The organism is Pseudomonas sp. S1(2024), from assembly GCF_046557535.1.
Window position 1 is genome coordinate 12101 of the sequence record NZ_JBKGFP010000041.1, and the last position, 15361, is coordinate 27461.

At 63.8% G+C, this 15361-nt stretch carries 13 protein-coding genes and 1 riboswitch; of the genes, 4 read left to right on the plus strand and 9 right to left on the minus strand.

The genetic code is table 11. From position 1 onward, the window contains the following. Window positions 1-6: 6 nt before the first annotated feature. The 4 genes from ACLCGK_RS11400 to ACLCGK_RS11415 all read right to left on the minus strand — a co-directional run bounded on the left by ACLCGK_RS11400 (window position 7) and on the right by ACLCGK_RS11415 (window position 8353). The gene (locus ACLCGK_RS11400; protein WP_410952020.1) at window positions 7-2724 is read right to left on the minus strand and encodes a LuxR C-terminal-related transcriptional regulator; all 2718 of its coding nucleotides are present in this window, start codon (window positions 2722-2724) and stop codon (window positions 7-9) included. 338 nt (window positions 2725-3062) lie between these two features. Next, the gene (locus tag ACLCGK_RS11405) at window positions 3063-4427 is read right to left on the minus strand and encodes a DUF1329 domain-containing protein (RefSeq protein ID WP_410952021.1); all 1365 of its coding nucleotides are present in this window, start codon (window positions 4425-4427) and stop codon (window positions 3063-3065) included. A 25-nt stretch (window positions 4428-4452) separates the two neighbouring features. After that, window positions 4453-6339, minus strand: a complete 1887-nt coding sequence (locus ACLCGK_RS11410) for a DUF1302 domain-containing protein (RefSeq protein WP_039613806.1) — start codon at window positions 6337-6339, stop codon at window positions 4453-4455. 331 nt (window positions 6340-6670) lie between these two features. Then, window positions 6671-8353, minus strand: coding sequence for a fatty acid--CoA ligase (locus tag ACLCGK_RS11415; RefSeq protein ID WP_410952022.1), 1683 nt, complete (start codon window positions 8351-8353; stop codon window positions 6671-6673). A gap of 310 nt (window positions 8354-8663) precedes the next feature. On the opposite strand from ACLCGK_RS11415, the gene ACLCGK_RS11420 reads away from it, so the two are divergent. The 3 genes from ACLCGK_RS11420 to ACLCGK_RS11430 all read left to right on the plus strand — a co-directional run bounded on the left by ACLCGK_RS11420 (window position 8664) and on the right by ACLCGK_RS11430 (window position 11534). After that, window positions 8664-9629, plus strand: coding sequence for a 2-hydroxyacid dehydrogenase (locus ACLCGK_RS11420; protein ID WP_410952023.1), 966 nt, complete (start codon window positions 8664-8666; stop codon window positions 9627-9629). Between the two features lie 54 nt (window positions 9630-9683). Next, the gene (locus tag ACLCGK_RS11425; protein ID WP_410952024.1) at window positions 9684-10682 is read left to right on the plus strand and encodes a methyltransferase; all 999 of its coding nucleotides are present in this window, start codon (window positions 9684-9686) and stop codon (window positions 10680-10682) included. A 39-nt stretch (window positions 10683-10721) separates the two neighbouring features. After that, window positions 10722-10861: riboswitch (yybP-ykoY riboswitch) on the plus strand. Between the two features lie 88 nt (window positions 10862-10949). Beyond that, window positions 10950-11534, plus strand: coding sequence for a TMEM165/GDT1 family protein (locus ACLCGK_RS11430; protein ID WP_013970934.1), 585 nt, complete (start codon window positions 10950-10952; stop codon window positions 11532-11534). 36 nt (window positions 11535-11570) lie between these two features. On the opposite strand, the gene ACLCGK_RS11435 is transcribed toward ACLCGK_RS11430, so the two are convergent. The 4 genes from ACLCGK_RS11435 to ACLCGK_RS11450 all read right to left on the minus strand — a co-directional run bounded on the left by ACLCGK_RS11435 (window position 11571) and on the right by ACLCGK_RS11450 (window position 13644). Further along, entirely contained in the window at window positions 11571-12386 is an 816-nt protein-coding gene (locus ACLCGK_RS11435) for a M48 family metallopeptidase (RefSeq protein ID WP_013970933.1), read from the minus strand. Between the two features lie 179 nt (window positions 12387-12565). Then, window positions 12566-13186: an SOS response-associated peptidase gene (locus tag ACLCGK_RS11440; RefSeq protein ID WP_410952025.1), complete on the minus strand. Its 621-nt coding sequence runs from the start codon at window positions 13184-13186 to the stop codon at window positions 12566-12568. Window positions 13187-13201: 15 nt separating this feature from the next. Beyond that, window positions 13202-13462: a putative signal transducing protein gene (locus ACLCGK_RS11445; protein WP_003260668.1), complete on the minus strand. Its 261-nt coding sequence runs from the start codon at window positions 13460-13462 to the stop codon at window positions 13202-13204. Next, window positions 13462-13644 (minus strand): CPXCG motif-containing cysteine-rich protein, encoded by a 183-nt coding sequence (locus ACLCGK_RS11450; RefSeq protein ID WP_003260667.1) that lies wholly within the window; start codon window positions 13642-13644, stop codon window positions 13462-13464. Before ACLCGK_RS11450 ends, ACLCGK_RS11445 begins: the two co-directional genes overlap by 1 nt. Window positions 13645-13769: 125 nt before the next feature. Between ACLCGK_RS11450 and ACLCGK_RS11455 the strand changes: the two genes are divergently transcribed. Next, on the plus strand, window positions 13770-14936 hold the full coding sequence (locus ACLCGK_RS11455) for a 1-acyl-sn-glycerol-3-phosphate acyltransferase (protein ID WP_024086266.1): 1167 nt from the start codon (window positions 13770-13772) through the stop codon (window positions 14934-14936). Window positions 14937-15067: 131 nt separating this feature from the next. On the opposite strand, the gene ACLCGK_RS11460 is transcribed toward ACLCGK_RS11455, so the two are convergent. Then, the gene (locus ACLCGK_RS11460) at window positions 15068-15328 is read right to left on the minus strand and encodes a hypothetical protein (RefSeq protein WP_012270506.1); all 261 of its coding nucleotides are present in this window, start codon (window positions 15326-15328) and stop codon (window positions 15068-15070) included. Window positions 15329-15361: the final 33 nt, after the last annotated feature.

Genomic DNA, 15361 nt, shown 5'->3' on the forward strand with positions numbered 1-15361 from the left:
CCAATATCACAACAGCAGCCCCAGGGACTTGGCCTTCGCCACCGCCTGGGTACGCCGCTCCACCCCCAGCTTGCTGTTGATATGGCTGGCGTGGGTTTTCACCGTGTGCAGGGAAATGAACAACCGCTCGCTGATCTGCTGGTTGGAACAACCCTGGGCAATCAGCTCGAGCACGGCCAACTCGCGGCTACTCAGGGCTTCGCCGCTGCCGATGCTGGCGCTTGGTATCTGCGGCAGGCGCTTGAGCAACTCGGCCTGCACCGGGCAGGCGGCAACAGCCTGGAGCTGTTCGAGAAGCCACTGCGGGTGCTGCTCCAGCAAAGGCTGGAACGGTTGCAACACGCCGCCCTGGGCTGCCACCAGCAACCGTGGCAACAACTGGGCGGCCTGCTCTTCCCGACCTTCGCCCAGCAACAAGCCAAGCCACTGGCACAGGGCACTGACGCTGAGCATCATGCCGCCACTGGCCTGGCCGCGCTCGACCAGGCTGGCCAGGCGTTGCGCCGCGTCGTCGCTACGCGACTGGATACGCTCGAGCGATGCCTGCTGCAAGGCGATGTGCAACGGCAGCAACGGGTGGAACTCCGGGGCCGCCGCCGGTTGCTCGCCGCCATAGGTCTGACCCAGGCGCAGCAGCCAGGACTCGGCCAGGTCGATGCGCCCCTGGGCCAGCCACAACTCGCATTTGACCAGGGTGATCATGGCCAGGTAGTAGACCGGCGGCACATCCCAGATGTGCATCAGCCGCTCGGCCTCGGCCAGTTCGGCAAAAGCCTCGGCAAAGTGCCCTTCCCGGCCATCGAGCGTAGCGATCACGCAGTGGCCGATGAGCACACTGATATCACGGCAGGCCCGCGCCTCGCCCAGCCCCGCACGCAAGCGGGCACGGCCCTGGGACGGCTGCAGGCGCGATACCAGCAGGTAGCCTTCGTAAAGCGTCAAGCGGGCGCGCACGGCATACAGCCGCTGTGCCGACAGCCCTTGCAGGCGTTGCAGCCCCTCGCGCACTTCGTCCAGTGCGCGCAACACCTCGCCACGGGCATGCAGCACCCGCGCCCGGTCGTAATGGGCCAGGGCCTCGAACAATGGGTTGCCAACACGCTGGGCCAACTCCAGCGCCTCACGGTTCCAGCCGCGGGCCCGCCAGAAATCGCCATCGGCAATCGCCAGGTTGGACAGCGTCGACAGGCACACCAGGCGTTGGCCATAACGCTTGCTCGGCAAGCTCTGCAGCGCTTCACCGCAATAGGCCAGGGTGCGCTCGCGATCACCACGGCCACGGGCGATAACACCACTCAGCGCCAGCCACTGGGCCAGCATGGACTTTTGCGCGGTCGCCGAAGGCGCGGGCAGGAAGCGGCTGAGATAACCCGCCAGCTCCTCGGCCGCGTCCAGCTGGCACGCCAGGCCCAGCGCCCAGCTGTACAGCACGATCAGCCGCGGCGTGCTGATCAGCAGGCTGTCGGGCAGGTCCATCTTCCAGCGCAGCAACATGCCGACGTTCTGTTCGGCCAGCAGTTGCTCCTCGGACAGGCTCTGCACCAGGTCGGCGGCGACATCGAGGTAACCGGCGCGCAGGGCCTGCTCCACCGCTTCGTCCAGCAGGCCCTGGCTTTCGAACCAGCGGCAGGCACGCAACTGCAGGTCGGCCAGCGGCTCGCTGGCCTGGCGGCTGCGCAACAGGTCGGAGAACAAATGGTGATAGCGGAACCAGTGGCCATGCTCGTCCAGCGGCACCAGGAACACCTGGTGCGCCTGCAAGAAACGCAGGATCGCGGCACTGTCGTGGCGGCCGCGTACGGCATCGCACAGCGGGGCGCAGAAACGTTCCTGGCAGGCCGTTTCGTAAAGGAAGGCCTGCACATCGGCGGGCAGCATGTCGATGACTTCTTCCAGCAGATAGTCACGGATCAGGCCCTCGCCGCCATGCAAGGCCTGGGGCAAGGCCTGCTCGTCAGCGGACTCGCTTGCCGCCAGCTGCCAGAAACGCAACCCGGCCACCCAACCGTCGCTGCGCTGGATCAGGTTGTCCAGAGCCTGGCCACGCAGCCCGTTGGGTTGGCGGCCGATCACCGCCAGTGATTCTTCGGCGGTCAGGCGCAAGTCCTGTTCGTTGAGTTCGACCAGGTGCCGCGACAGGCGCAGGCGCGCCAGGTGCCAATCCGGGCGTTGGCGGCTGGTGACCAGCAGCACCAGGCCGGGGGGCAGGTGATTGAGGAAGAACTGCAAGCAGCGGTCGAGTACCGGCCCCTGGGCCAGGTGATAGTCGTCCAGCACCAGCAACAAGGGAGTATCGGCTTGCAGGTACAGCGCCAGCTCGTCGAGCAGGCCGTCGAGCCATTCCTCGAAGGCGAACGGCTGGTGGCGCTGGCGCATTTTCAGCAGACCCATGGCCTGGCCGCCCAGCGCCGGGCAATACTGCTGCAGGCCTTCGAGCAGGCGTTCGAGGAATCGGCCAGGGTCGGCATCCCGTTGGCTCAGGCCCAGCCACAGGCTACGCCAGTGCTCGGGCAGCGCTTCGCAAAATTCGATGGCAAGGGAGCTTTTGCCGAACCCTGCCGGGGCATTGACCAGTAACAACCGCCCGCCGAGACCGGCTTGCAGCCGCTGGCACAGGCGCAGGCGCGGCACATGGCCGTCCGGCAAGGGCGGCCGGAAGAAACGCCCGTCCAGCAGGCCCAGGGCCTGGCTGGTGAATCCATGCGTACGGGACAGATCTGTCATGGCCGGCTCGTTCTGGTTGGAAGACTACGGCGGTATGGATGCTTGCGAGACTAGCGGGTAACGCTACGTATTTGAAGATGATGGGCGCAATTCCACTGGAAAAGACTGCGACAAAAAGCAACATGACTGATGGACAGCGGCTGGGGCGGGGGTTTGGGGAGGTATTCACCAGCTTTATTGCTGTACCGGCCTCTTCGCGGGCACGCCCGCTCCCACAGGTACTGCACTGGACTTGAAACCTGTGCAATCCCTGTGGGAGCGGGTTCACCCGCGAAGGGGCCGGTACAGGAAAATGAAACGCCCCGGACAAGCCGGGGCGCTCCGAGGTTGCGCGATACTTAGCGAATACCCGACTGGCGCAGTGCCGCTGGCTGGAAGTCAGCCTTGCTGGCACTGAAGCCGAAGTCGTAGGCGCGCTTCTCTTCGTTCTTCATGCCCAAGGCCAGGTAACGGCCCGACTGCAGGTCATAGATGGCCTCCAGGGTGTACCACGGCACTTCCACGTTGTAGTACGGCTGGGCATGTGCCTCGGACACGCGCCACAGTTGGCCACGGCCGTCGTACTGGTCAATCACCGCAGCCTGCCAGGTGTCCTCGTCGATGTAGAGGTCACGCTTGGCATAGATGTGCCGCTGGCCCGGCTTGAGGGTGGCGACCACGTGCCATACACGGCGCAGCTCGTAACGGGCCAGGTCCTGGTTGATGTGCCCGGCCTTGATGATGTCGGTGTACTTGAGCTTGGGGTCGTCGAGCTTGAAGGCGTTGGACGCGATGTACATCTCCTTCTTGCCTTCCAGCTTCCAGTCATAGCGGTCTGGCGCACCGTTGAACATGTCCAGGTTGTCGGAGGTGCGCAAACCGTCGGCTGCGGTACCCGGGCCGTCGTACGACACTTGTGGTGCTTGGCGTACGCGGCGCTGACCGGCGTTGTAGATCCACGCCTTGCGCGGTTCCTTCACTTGGTCGAGGGTTTCGTGCACCAGCAGCACGGTACCGGCCAGGCGCGCAGGCGCGGTCACTTCCTGCTTGAAGTAGAACAGGATGTTGCCCGGGTTGTTCGGGTCGTAATCCTTCATTCTTTCGCGGAAGACGAACTGGTCGGAGAAGTATACCGGGTTGAAAGAGCCGTTCTGCTGAGGCGTTGCCTGGGTCACCAGACGGCTGACGCTACCGCCCCGGTAGCGGGTGATGTGGTTCCAGATCACCTCCAGGCCGCTTTTCGGGATCGGGAACGGTACAGCCGTGCGGAAGTTGTTCAGACCGTTGCCGCCTTCGACCAGGGTGGTCTTGGTAGCGTTTTCCTTGATGGCAGCGAACACATCGGACGGCACCGTGGAACCGCGATGGGTCTTGAATACCGGGATCTTGAAGGTGTCCGGATAGCGCTTGAGCATGGCCAGCTGGCCCGGCGAGAGCTTGTCCTTGTACTGGTCGGCGTTCTGCGCGGTGATGGTGAACAGTGGCTTGTCACTGCCGTACGGGTCGGACAGGAAGCCCTTGCCGTCGACGCTGCCCGCGCTCTTGGACAGCGGTTCCCACGGGCCGATCGAGCCATCGGCGTTGCCAGCCTTTTCGGCGCCCATCGGAGTCAAGGTACTGCCCAGCTTGGCCGCCTCGTCGGCGGATACTGCAGCCATGACGCTGGTCGCCAGCAGGGACAGGCCCAGCACACCGGCTTGCAGCAGACTTCTGGTCTTGTTCATGTCGTGTCGTCCTGGATCTGAATGCTTAGAAGTTCACGCCGAAGCTGAGCGCGACGAAGTCGCGGTCATCCACGGTGGTGTACTTGCCATCGAAGAAGTTGGTGTACGACAGGCTTGCCGTGTAGGTGTTCTGGTACTCGGCGTCGAGGCCCAGGCTGACGGCCTTGCGGCCTTCCTCGAAGTTGGCGCCAGGGCCCGGCGAATAGCCGGAGACGTCATGCGACCAGGCCACGCTGGGTTTCAGGTTGACCCCGGCAAAGACATCGTTGTAGTCCCAGATGACTCGGGCGCGGTAACCCCAGGAAGTGCTGGTGGTAAAGCCATCGTTCTCGCAGTTGCGGCTCAGGTTAGCGGTGGAGGCACCGGCACCAGCGCCTGCGATGGTGCTGGCATTCAGGGCCTGACAGGTGTTTGCCCCACCGGTGGATGGCAGCGGGCCTGGACCAAACACCGGATCGCGACCGTAGCGGGTATCGTGGGCGCTCTCCAGGCCGCCCACATGGGTGACACCCAGCTCGCCCACCACGGTCATGCGGCTGGCGCCCATTACCTGGTCGAAGAAATGCGTGAGGGTGGTCTGGAACTGAGTGATCTCCTTGCGGCGATACCCGTGCAAGTCCTGCCCCGGCGTACCGGTCAGCAGCGAAGCGTTGCTCAAGGCACCGCCAATGGGGCGGACCCCGGCGAACAGGATATCCGTGGTATTCAGTTGCACCGGTGCGTTGGGGCGGTAGCTGAGTTCGCCGCTCCAGGCGGTCCCGGTGGGCAACGTGGTAGAGAAGCTCAAGCCATAAAGGCGGATGTCCTCGGGGTATTCGACGAAGTACTCGGAGTTACCTGCCACGATCAGCGGTGCCAATGCGCGCAGCTGTGCAGGCAATGCGCTCAGGCCGGCGAACACTGAAGGCGCGGCCCCGGTAGCACTGAAGATTGGCGCACGGCTGTGGTAGTTCATGAAGTAGGCGCCAAACTCGGTGTCCAGCGGCTCGAACATGTAGCGCATTGCCACGCCAAACTGGCCGCTGTCACGCGCATCGCGGTCGGCGCCGCGGCGCACCATCACCCCTTCCTCATTGATGTCCACGCCACGGGTGGCAAGGAATTGCTGCGCCGCCCCCGGCACTGTGCGACTGCTGTTGAGCACGCGCAGGTTGTCGGTACAGCCGTCGGCAATGATGTCTGGCTGGGAGAAGAAGGTGCCGCAGTTGTCGACGACCGTCTGGTCCCATTCGATCTGGTAGAAAGCCTCCGCCGACAGGTTGTCGGTCAGGCTCTGCGAAATGTAGAACATGTTGACCGGAATCAGGCCTTCCTTGATCTCGGCCCCCGGGCGGCGGAACGCCGACACGTCGATCGGGTTGATCGAGTTGATGCCGCCACCGATGAAGGTACTTTCACCCCAGCTCACCACCTGCTTGCCCAAGCGCACCGAGCCTGGCTGATCGCCGATGGAGTAGTTGTGGTAGACGAATGCGTCGAGCAGTTCGGCACCGGACGATTTGGCGCCTTCCTTGCGGTTGGAGTCGCTGATGTCCTTGAACTCGCGGCCTTCGTCCTTCAGTTCGAAGTCGTACCAGTACTTGCCGCGGACGAACACGCCGGTGTCGCCGTACTTGAGCTCCAGGTCATGGATACCCTTGAAGATCTTGGAGAAGGTTTCGCCCTTCTTGAAGTTCAGGTGGCCATCGTCGGATGTCTGCGACAGGCCCTTGCCGCCGTTGTTCACCCCGATCAGGTTCTTGTTGGGGTTGGCCGTCGACCAGCTGGCGCCGATGGAGAGCGACGAGTCGAACTGGCCTTCGATTTCACCAATGTTGAAACTGACAGCGAAAGCAGGACTTGCGAGCGTGGAAGCAAGGCTGACGGCCAGGGGCAACTTGGCCCGGCGCCAGAACAGGTTTGCAGATTTCATCGACGCTACTCCATGTACTTTTTTTGTTATGGCAGTGAGTCCTTTCAAGAACGGCCCGAGCGACCGGTTTGCAGGCTTGCGCCCGCGGCGACACGGCTTGCGCATGTCGCCTCCCCCATTCCTGAAAATCCCCTGGCCCCGACTATAGCCAGCAAGGCACAGGCGCTTGATCCCTCTAAAGTGTGATTTGCGCTCCGTGCGGCCAACTCGCTGCCATGTTGCACCGGCTGCGCGCTGGCAGTGCTAAAGGATGGCGTATTTCTGCCGTTTGGCAAGGTTCCACCCCTCTAGCGTGCGGGTCGCGCGCTGCAGTGCGCGACCCGCATGGCGGTTACAGCGTGGAGAGGAACGCGCTGTTGCTGGCCTGCCACTGGACGATGTCCTGGCGGATGCGTTTCTTGTCGAGCTTGCCGACACTGGTCTTGGGAATTTCGGTAACAACGGCGATCTGGCTTGGAATCGCCCACTTGTTGATGTGCCCTTGTTCGACGAACGGCTTGAGGTGTTCCTTCAGCGCCTTGGCGTCGATGACCTGGTCTTCACGCACCACCAGCAGGGCAAACGGGCGTTCACCCCACTGCGGGTCGGCCACCCCTACCACCGCCACTTCGCGCACGGCCGGGTGACGGCTGATCAGGTCTTCGAGGTCGAGCGAGGAAATCCACTCGCCACCGGTCTTGATCACATCCTTGATACGGTCGCGGATGTCGATATAGCCCATGCCGTCGAGCGTGGCGACATCACCGGTATGCAACCAGCCGCCCTGCCACAGCTCCTCGCTCTTTTCCGGTTCCTTGAAGTAGCCCATGGTCAGCCATGGCGCACGCAGCACCAGTTCGCCCTGGGTTTCACCGTCGGCGGGCAGGAAGTTGCCGTCGCCGTCGACGATGGCCGCCTCCACCAGCGGCACCGGTACGCCGGCCTTGATGCGGTAAGTGACGCGCTCATCCTCGCTGCCGGCCTGCAGTTCGTCGTTAAGGTGGGCGGCGGAAATCAGCGGGCAGGTCTCGGACATGCCATATGCGGCGGTCAGCTGGATGCCGCGTGCCAGGGCGGCCTGGTACAACGAGCGGTTGAGTGCGCTGCCGCCGATGATGATCTTCCAGCCGCCGAAGTCCTGACCTTTGGAGGTCGGGCAGTTGAGCAGCATCTGCAGGATGGTCGGCACGCAATGGGAGAACGTGACCTTCTCTTCGCGCCACAGCTTGACCAGCATGTCCGGCTCGTAGCGCCCCGGATACACCTGCTTCATGCCCAGCATGGTGGCGGCGTAGGGAATGCCCCAGGCGTGCACGTGGAACATCGGCGTGATGGGCATGTACACGTCGTTACTACCCAGCAGGCGCACGCTATCGATGCTGCCAGTCACCGAAGCTTCGGCCAGGGTGTGCAGCACCAGTTGCCGATGAGTGAAGTACACACCCTTGGGGTTGCCGGTGGTGCCAGTGGTGTAGAAGGTGGTGGCCACCGAGTTCTCGTCGAAGTCCGGGAAGTCGTAGCGCGGGCTGGCAGCGGCCAGCAGTTGCTCGTACTCGCCCACCAGGTTGGGCAGCTCGGCTGTCTTTTCCGGGCCGTCGGTCAGCAGCAGGGTCTTGTCGACCGTGGTCAGTTGCCCGGCGATGGCCTGGTACAAGCCGACGAAGTCACTGTTGACCAGCACCACGCGGTCTTCGGCGTGGTTCATGGTGTAGAGAATCTGCTCGGGCGACAGGCGCACGTTGATGGTGTGCACCACCGCACCGATCATCGGGATGGCGAACATGCATTCCAGGTAGCGGTGGCTGTCCCAGTCCATCACCGCCACGGTGTCACCGGCCTTTACCCCGGCTTCGGTCAGCACGTTGGCCAGGCGCGCGATGCGCTCGTTGAGCTGGGGGTAGGTCAGCCGCATCTGGTCTCGGTAGACGATTTCGCGGGTCTTTTCATAGCGGCTGCCAGACATCAGCAGTCGCTTGATCAGCAGGGGGTAGGCGTAGGCGCCCTCGGCGGGCTTGATGATGCGGGTCTGCAACATGGGTATCCCTTTTCTGAAAAGCGGGCCGGACAAGTCTGGGAACTACTGTAGTTCGCCAATGTGACGGCTAAATCAGCCGAAGGAATGATTTGCGTGATGAAGGTATGAGTGGCGGGCGTTGACGGGCGGCAAGGTTGAACTAGACACTGCGGCGGCAGCTTCAGGATTTGTGCTGGAGCCAAAGGCCCTTTCGCGGGCACGCCCGCTCCCACAGGTACTACACACCCGCAGGTTGGTGGGGGTCTTGTGGGAGCGGGCATGCCCGCGAATGGCCACAACACCAATACCCCGCCCAGCCTCGGAGAACTTCATGCCCAGCCCGCGTCGCGCCGTGTTTCTCGATCACCAGTCCCTGGACCTGGGCGATCTCGACCTCTCGCCCCTGAAGCAGCAGTTCGACGAGTTCGAACTGTTCGCCGCCACCCGGCCGGAGCAGGTCGCCGAACGCCTTAAGGGCGCGGTAGCGGTAGTCAGCAACAAGGTCATGCTCGACGCCGCGACCCTGGCCGCCAACCCGCAGCTGAAGCTGATCCTGGTGGCCGCCACCGGCACCAACAACGTCGACCTGGCGGCCGCCCGCGCCCAGGGCATCACCGTGTGCAACTGCCAGGGCTACGGCACACCGTCCGTCGCCCAGCACACCCTCGCCCTGCTACTGGCACTGGCCACCCGCCTGTGCGACTACAACCAGGCGGTAGCCGACGGCCAGTGGGCCAAGGCCAGCCAGTTCTGCCTGCTGGACTTCCCCATCGTCGAGCTGGAGGGCAAGACCCTTGGCCTGCTCGGCCACGGTGAACTGGGCGGCGCGGTGGCGCGACTGGCCGAAGCCTTTGGCATGCGCGTGCTCAGCGGGCAGATCCCCGGCCGCCCGGAACGCGCCGACCGGTTGCCGCTGGACGAGTTGCTGCCGCAAGTCGACGCCCTGACCCTGCACTGCCCGCTGAACGAGCACACCCGACACATGCTCGGGGCCCGCGAACTGGCCTTGCTCAAGCCAAACGTGCTGGTGGTCAACACCGCCCGCGGCGGCCTTATCGACGAGCAGGCGCTGGCCGACGCCCTGCGCAGTGGCCACCTGGGCGGTGCCGCCACCGACGTGCTGAGCGTGGAGCCACCGATCAACGGCAACCCGCTGCTCGAGCCCGGCATCCCGCGCCTGATCATCACCCCGCACAGCGCCTGGGGCGCGGTGGAGTCGCGCCAGCGCATCGTCGGCCAGCTCAGCGAGAACGCCCAGGCCTTCTTCGCCGGGCAGCCACGCCGCGTGGTTAGCTGAGCCCGACGCCCGCCTCTGCTAAACTGCGCCACTTTTTTCCAGGAGGCGTCGTCCATGGACCCGCGCAGTGAAGTGTTGCTCCGCCAGGCAGAGCTGTTCCAGGGCCCGCTGCTGCTCGCCGGCGCCCCCGCCGACGGCCTGCTTGGCCAGTTGCCCCAGGCCCGAGCCTGGAGCTGGCATGCGGGCGACCAGGCCATGCTCGAAAGCCGCTTCGCCGGCCGCAGCCACTATGCGGTGGAGCCCCCTGAAGTGACTTTCGACAGCGCCGTGCTGTTCCTGCCCAAGTCCCGCGAACTGGCCGCCTACCTGCTCAACGCCCTGGCCTCGCGCCTGGCGGGCCGCGAGCTGTACCTGGTCGGCGAGAAACGTGGTGGCATCGAGGGTGCGGCCAAGCAGCTGCAGGCCTTTGGCAAGCCGCGCAAGCTCGACAGCGCCCGCCATTGCCAGCTGTGGCAGGTGACCATCGAGCACGCGCCAGAGGCCAAGCCCTTGGAAAGCCTGGCCGAACGCTTCGAGCTCAGCCTGGAAGACGGCCCGCTGCAAGTAGTCAGCCTGCCCGGTGTGTTCAGCCATGGCCGCCTCGATCGCGGTACCGCCCTGCTGCTCAAGCACCTCGATGGCCTGCCGAGCGGGCATGTGCTGGACTTCGGCTGCGGTGCCGGGGTGCTGGGCGCCACGGTCAAACGCCGTTATCCACAAAACCGGGTGACCCTGCTGGATGTGGATGCCTTCGCCGTGGCCGCCAGCCGCCTGACCTTGGCCGCCAATGGTCTGGAGGGCGAAGTGATCAGCGGCGACGGCATCGACGCGGCGCCGACCGAACTGAGCCTGATCCTGAGCAACCCGCCGTTCCACACCGGGGTGCACACCAACTACCAGGCATCGGAAAACTTGCTGAAAAAATCAGCCGTTCATCTGCGAAAAGGTGGCGAAATGCGCCTGGTTGCCAACAGCTTCCTGCGCTACCAGCCACTGATCGAAGGGGCGCTGGGCAACTGCCAGGTACGCGACGAGGCGGACGGTTTCCGCATCTACCAGGCAACACACGGATAAAAACAGCGCTTGCCGAAAGCTTTTAGTCTAGGCAGAATCCGCACCGTCCTAGGGGAGTAGTCTCCCGCGAGCGCCCAGCTCGCCCGGTACGCGTCAACATACTTGGTCCACAGACCATGGCGCGTGCGACCCACCATGCCAGCCTGCATGGCGAGATCCGCATAGACGGATCCAGGGTTTGACAAGACCTATGACACGCACACCTTACCCGGGGCGGGGAGGCTGTACGTGTCATAGCCGTGTCGACCCGCCCCCGTAGGAATCCTGATGCTGGAATCTTTGCTGGTCCCCACCGCCATCGTTGCCCTCGCCGAAATCGGCGACAAGACGCAATTGCTCGCGCTCATACTCGCTGCCCGCTTCCGCAAGCCCTGGCCGATCATCGCCGGCATCATCGCCGCCACCTTGGCCAACCATGCCGCGGCTGGTGCCGTGGGCGCGTGGGTAGGCAGCTTCTTCAGCGACTCGGCACTGCACTGGATCCTGGCCGCGAGCTTCACCGCCACTGCCCTATGGACCCTGGTTCCGGACAAGATGGATGACGACGAGAACCCGGCGCGCCGCTTCGGGCCGTTCCTGACCACGCTGATCGCGTTCTTCCTGGCTGAAATCGGTGACAAGACCCAGGTCGCCACGGTAATGCTGGCAGCACAGTATCCGTACCTGATCATGGTCATTATCGGTACTACCCTGGGCATGCTGATTGCCAACGTGCCAGTGGTACTGGCGGGTAACTTCGCAGCGGACAAACTGCCGCTGACGCTAATCCGTCGCCTGGCGGCCACGGCGTTCTTCGTGCTGGCGATCGTGGCCGTGTACTCGGCGATGAAAGCCAGTGGCTGGGTGGGTTGACTGCTGACGGGGGCCGCTCTGCGGCCCCTTACGGTCTTACTTCTTGGCCGCCTGATACAGCGGCATCACCTTCGGAATGGCCGCCTGCAACGAAGCAATGCGGCTCTGGGACGCCGGGTGAGTGCTCATGAACTCAGGCGGTGCGCCTTCGGAAGCCTGGCTCATCTTGTTCCACAAGGTGATCGCGGCATTCGGGTCGTAACCGGCACGCGCCGAGAGCTCCAGGCCGATCAGGTCGGCTTCGTTCTCGTTGGCCCGGCTGTTGGGCAGGGTCATGGCATAGTTCACCACGGTATCGGCCATGGCCATGCTGCCCTGGCCGAGGCCAAAGAGGGCACCGGCGCCCTGGCGCGCCATTTCCACGCCATACGCCTTCGACATCGCCTCGCGGCTGTGCTCACGCAAAGCGTGGGCGATCTCGTGGCCCACCACCGCAGCAATTTCCGCATCGGTGAGCTTGAGCTGATCGATCAGGCCGGTGTAGACGATGATCTTGCCGCCCGGGCCGCAGTTGGCGTTGAGCTCGTCGCTCTTGATCACGTTCACTTCCCAGTTCCATTGCGCGGCATCCGGTCGGAACTTGGGGGTCTGGGCGATCAGGCGGTTGGCAATTACCTGCACACGCTTGGCATCTGCGCTGGACTTGTCGAGCACGCCTTTGTTCGATGCTTCACCCAGGGTCTGCTGGTACGACTGGGCGTACATCTGGTTGACCTCATCGGTCGAGAGCATGCTGAACATGTACTGCTGGCGCTCGACGCCGACAGCACCGCCGCTGGTGGTATTAACCGCCTGGCAGCCGGCCAGCAGGATGCCAGCACTCAACAGGCTGACGACAAAAGACTTACGCATGAAAACACTCCCTTTTTACATGCGCCGTATCGTAGGCCGAGTCGCTTGGGGCCGCCATAGCCGCAGGGAAGATTTTCGTCGCCTGTGCCGGCCCCTTCGCGGGTGAACCCGCTCCTACAGGGATAATGCGATCGTTGTAGGAGCGGCTTCGGCCGCGAAGAGGCCGGCACAGCCATACATCAGGCCGGAGTCAGGCACTCCGGCGCATCCAGCTTCGGATCATTGACGAAATGCGCCAGGGCCCGTTCGCGCAACGTCGCCGGCGGGCTGGCCAGCAATTCATGCAGGCGGGCCAGCGGCGTGTCCGGGTCAAGCCAGGCGGCCTGCCCTGTCTCGTCCAGTATCAGCGGCCGACGCTGGTTCATCGCCGCCTGGGTCACCACCGCACAACTCAGCCAAACCTGGTCCTGCACAGGGTAGGCCTCCCACACGGCGGCGAAGTACAGCGATGCGCCCTCCCCCGGGGTCAGCCAGTACGGGCGCTTGCGCACGCTACCGCGCCATTCGTAAAAGCCGTTGGCCGGCATCAGGCAGCGGCGCAGGCGAAACGCGTCGCGAAACATCGGCTGCTCGGCCAGGGTTTCGGCGCGGGCATGGGCGGGGGTGCGGGACAGGTCGGTGAGCCAGGCCGGGGTCAACCCCCAGCGCGCCTTGGCCAGTTGCAACTGGCCGTCGAGCTGGCGCTGGATCAGCACCGAAGCCCCGGGCGAGATGTTCCATTGGGCTGGCTGGCCAACGGGAAAGCCCGGCAGACTGGCAAGAGCCTGGGGCCAGCGAAACAGGGCGTAACGTCCACACATGGGCGAATTCAGAACCTAGCAGATCAAGGTACCGGGGAAACTCTCCGGTTCGTCGCCAACCAGTGGCTGGGCATCATTGTACGCATCGATCAGCTGCCGTGCGTACTCGGCCTGTTCATCAGCCACGGCAAGCCCAAGCAAGCCCTGCATCGGCAGTTCACCGGCAGCACCGATCAGGTCACGACCAACCAGGTGCGCATCGATCCCCTCGCTGGCGAGCATGCCTGCCAACATTTCAGCCTCGAGCAGGTTTTCCGGTTCGTAGATACGCTGCATCAGTCATTCTCACCGAATACATCCAGCATCCACTCCTCGCCATGAACTTGCAGCACGAAGCGGATAGGCTTGCAGCATACCTGACAGTCCTCGATGTACTCCTGATCGCCACCGGACAGGTCCACCGTGGTTTCGACTTCTTCGCCACAATAAGGGCAATCGTAGATCGCAGTTTGCAGCATCGCGGCCTCCGGGGTGACTTATGCGTATAATTGCCGGTCTGTTTACAGGGCCTGTGTGTGTCCGAGCCGTTTTTCGGAGCCCGCCCCTACCTTATTACCCTAGCCGTTTCCAACAAGAGAGCATGATGGGCGAATTCGATGCCATCCGACCGTACGACGACGCTGAGGTCCCTGCCGTTCTGGCACGCCTGCTCAGCGACCCGGCATTCCTCGATATCCTCACCCACTTCCGCTTCCCGCGTGCGGCCGGTGCTCTCGGCTGGTTGCTCAAACCGCTGATCGCCCGCCGCCTGCGCAAGGAATTCGCCGGTGTCACCTGTGTCTCGACCTTGCAGGACAAAGTCGAGTACTACGTCGACCAGACCATCGACCGCGCCACCGACGGCGTCACCTATTCGGGCGTGGAGCAGCTCAAGGCCGGCACCGCCTACCTGTTCCTGGCCAACCACCGTGACATCGTCATGGACCCGGCCTTCGTCAACTACGCGGTGTACCACGCCGGGCTGCCCACGCCGCGTATCGCCATTGGCGACAACCTGCTGCAAAAGCCGTTTGTCAGCGACATGATGCGCCTGAACAAGAGCTTCATCGTGCACCGCTCGATCAGTGGGCGCCGCGAGAAGCTGGCGGCCTACCAGTTGCTCTCAGCCTACATCAACCACTCGATCCGCAACGACGCCACGTCGATCTGGATCGCCCAGGCAGAAGGCCGGGCCAAGGACGGTGACGACCGCACCGATTCGGCGATCCTCAAGATGTTCCACATGAGCCGCAAGGACGAGCCGTTCGGCGCGGTGATCCAGAGCCTGAACCTGACACCGGTTTCGATCAGCTACGAATATGACCCGTGCGACCAGGCCAAGGCCCGCGAGTTGTACATCCGCGCCACCACCGGCACCTACAAGAAGGCGCCGGGCGAGGACGACAACAGCATCGCCAAGGGCATTACCGGCTACAAAGGCCGGGTGCACATCAACTTCGCCCCGCCGGTGACCGAATATCACGAGGATACCAAGCAGCTGGCAGCGGAAATCGACCGGCAGATCCTCGGTGGCTACCGACTGTTCCCGGTGCACTACCTGGCCTATGCAATGTGGGATGGCAAGGATGAGGCGCTACAGGTGCCGAGCGCCGAGAAGGTGTTCCCGGCCGATGAGCTGGCCCGGGCCAAGGAGGAATGGCAACGCCGCCTGGATGCCTGCCCTGAGGAGCAGCGGCCGTACCTTGTGCTGCAGTATGCGACGCCGGTGCGCAACCAGTACCAGGTCAGGCAGCAGGCACCGGTTGCCTGAGCGAATGCCGGGGCTGCTTTGCAGCCCATCGCCGGCAAGCCAGCTCCCACAGAGACCGCATTTCCCTCAGGCTTGTGTAATCCTGTGGGAGCTGGCTTGCCGGCGATGGGCCGCAAAGCGGCCCCGGAATCTCAGACCCAGGTACTGAACCAGGACAGCAGCAACGCCATCGCCAGGCACGAAAAACCGAGAATGTAGAAGTACCGCGGCACCCGAAGGTCGAACGCGTCCACCACCCCCTCGTCCACCGCCATGTATTCGCGGGTCTCGGCCTCGCGCCGCCTCGCACTGTGCAGTAGCAACCCGCCCGGGCAGGTCAGCAGCAGCGCCAGCAGATTGATCAGCTTGGTCGGGTGGGCGGCCAGGAACCCCCAGAGCACTTGCAAGGACATCACGCAACCTCGGTATGAGCGACGGCAAAGGCC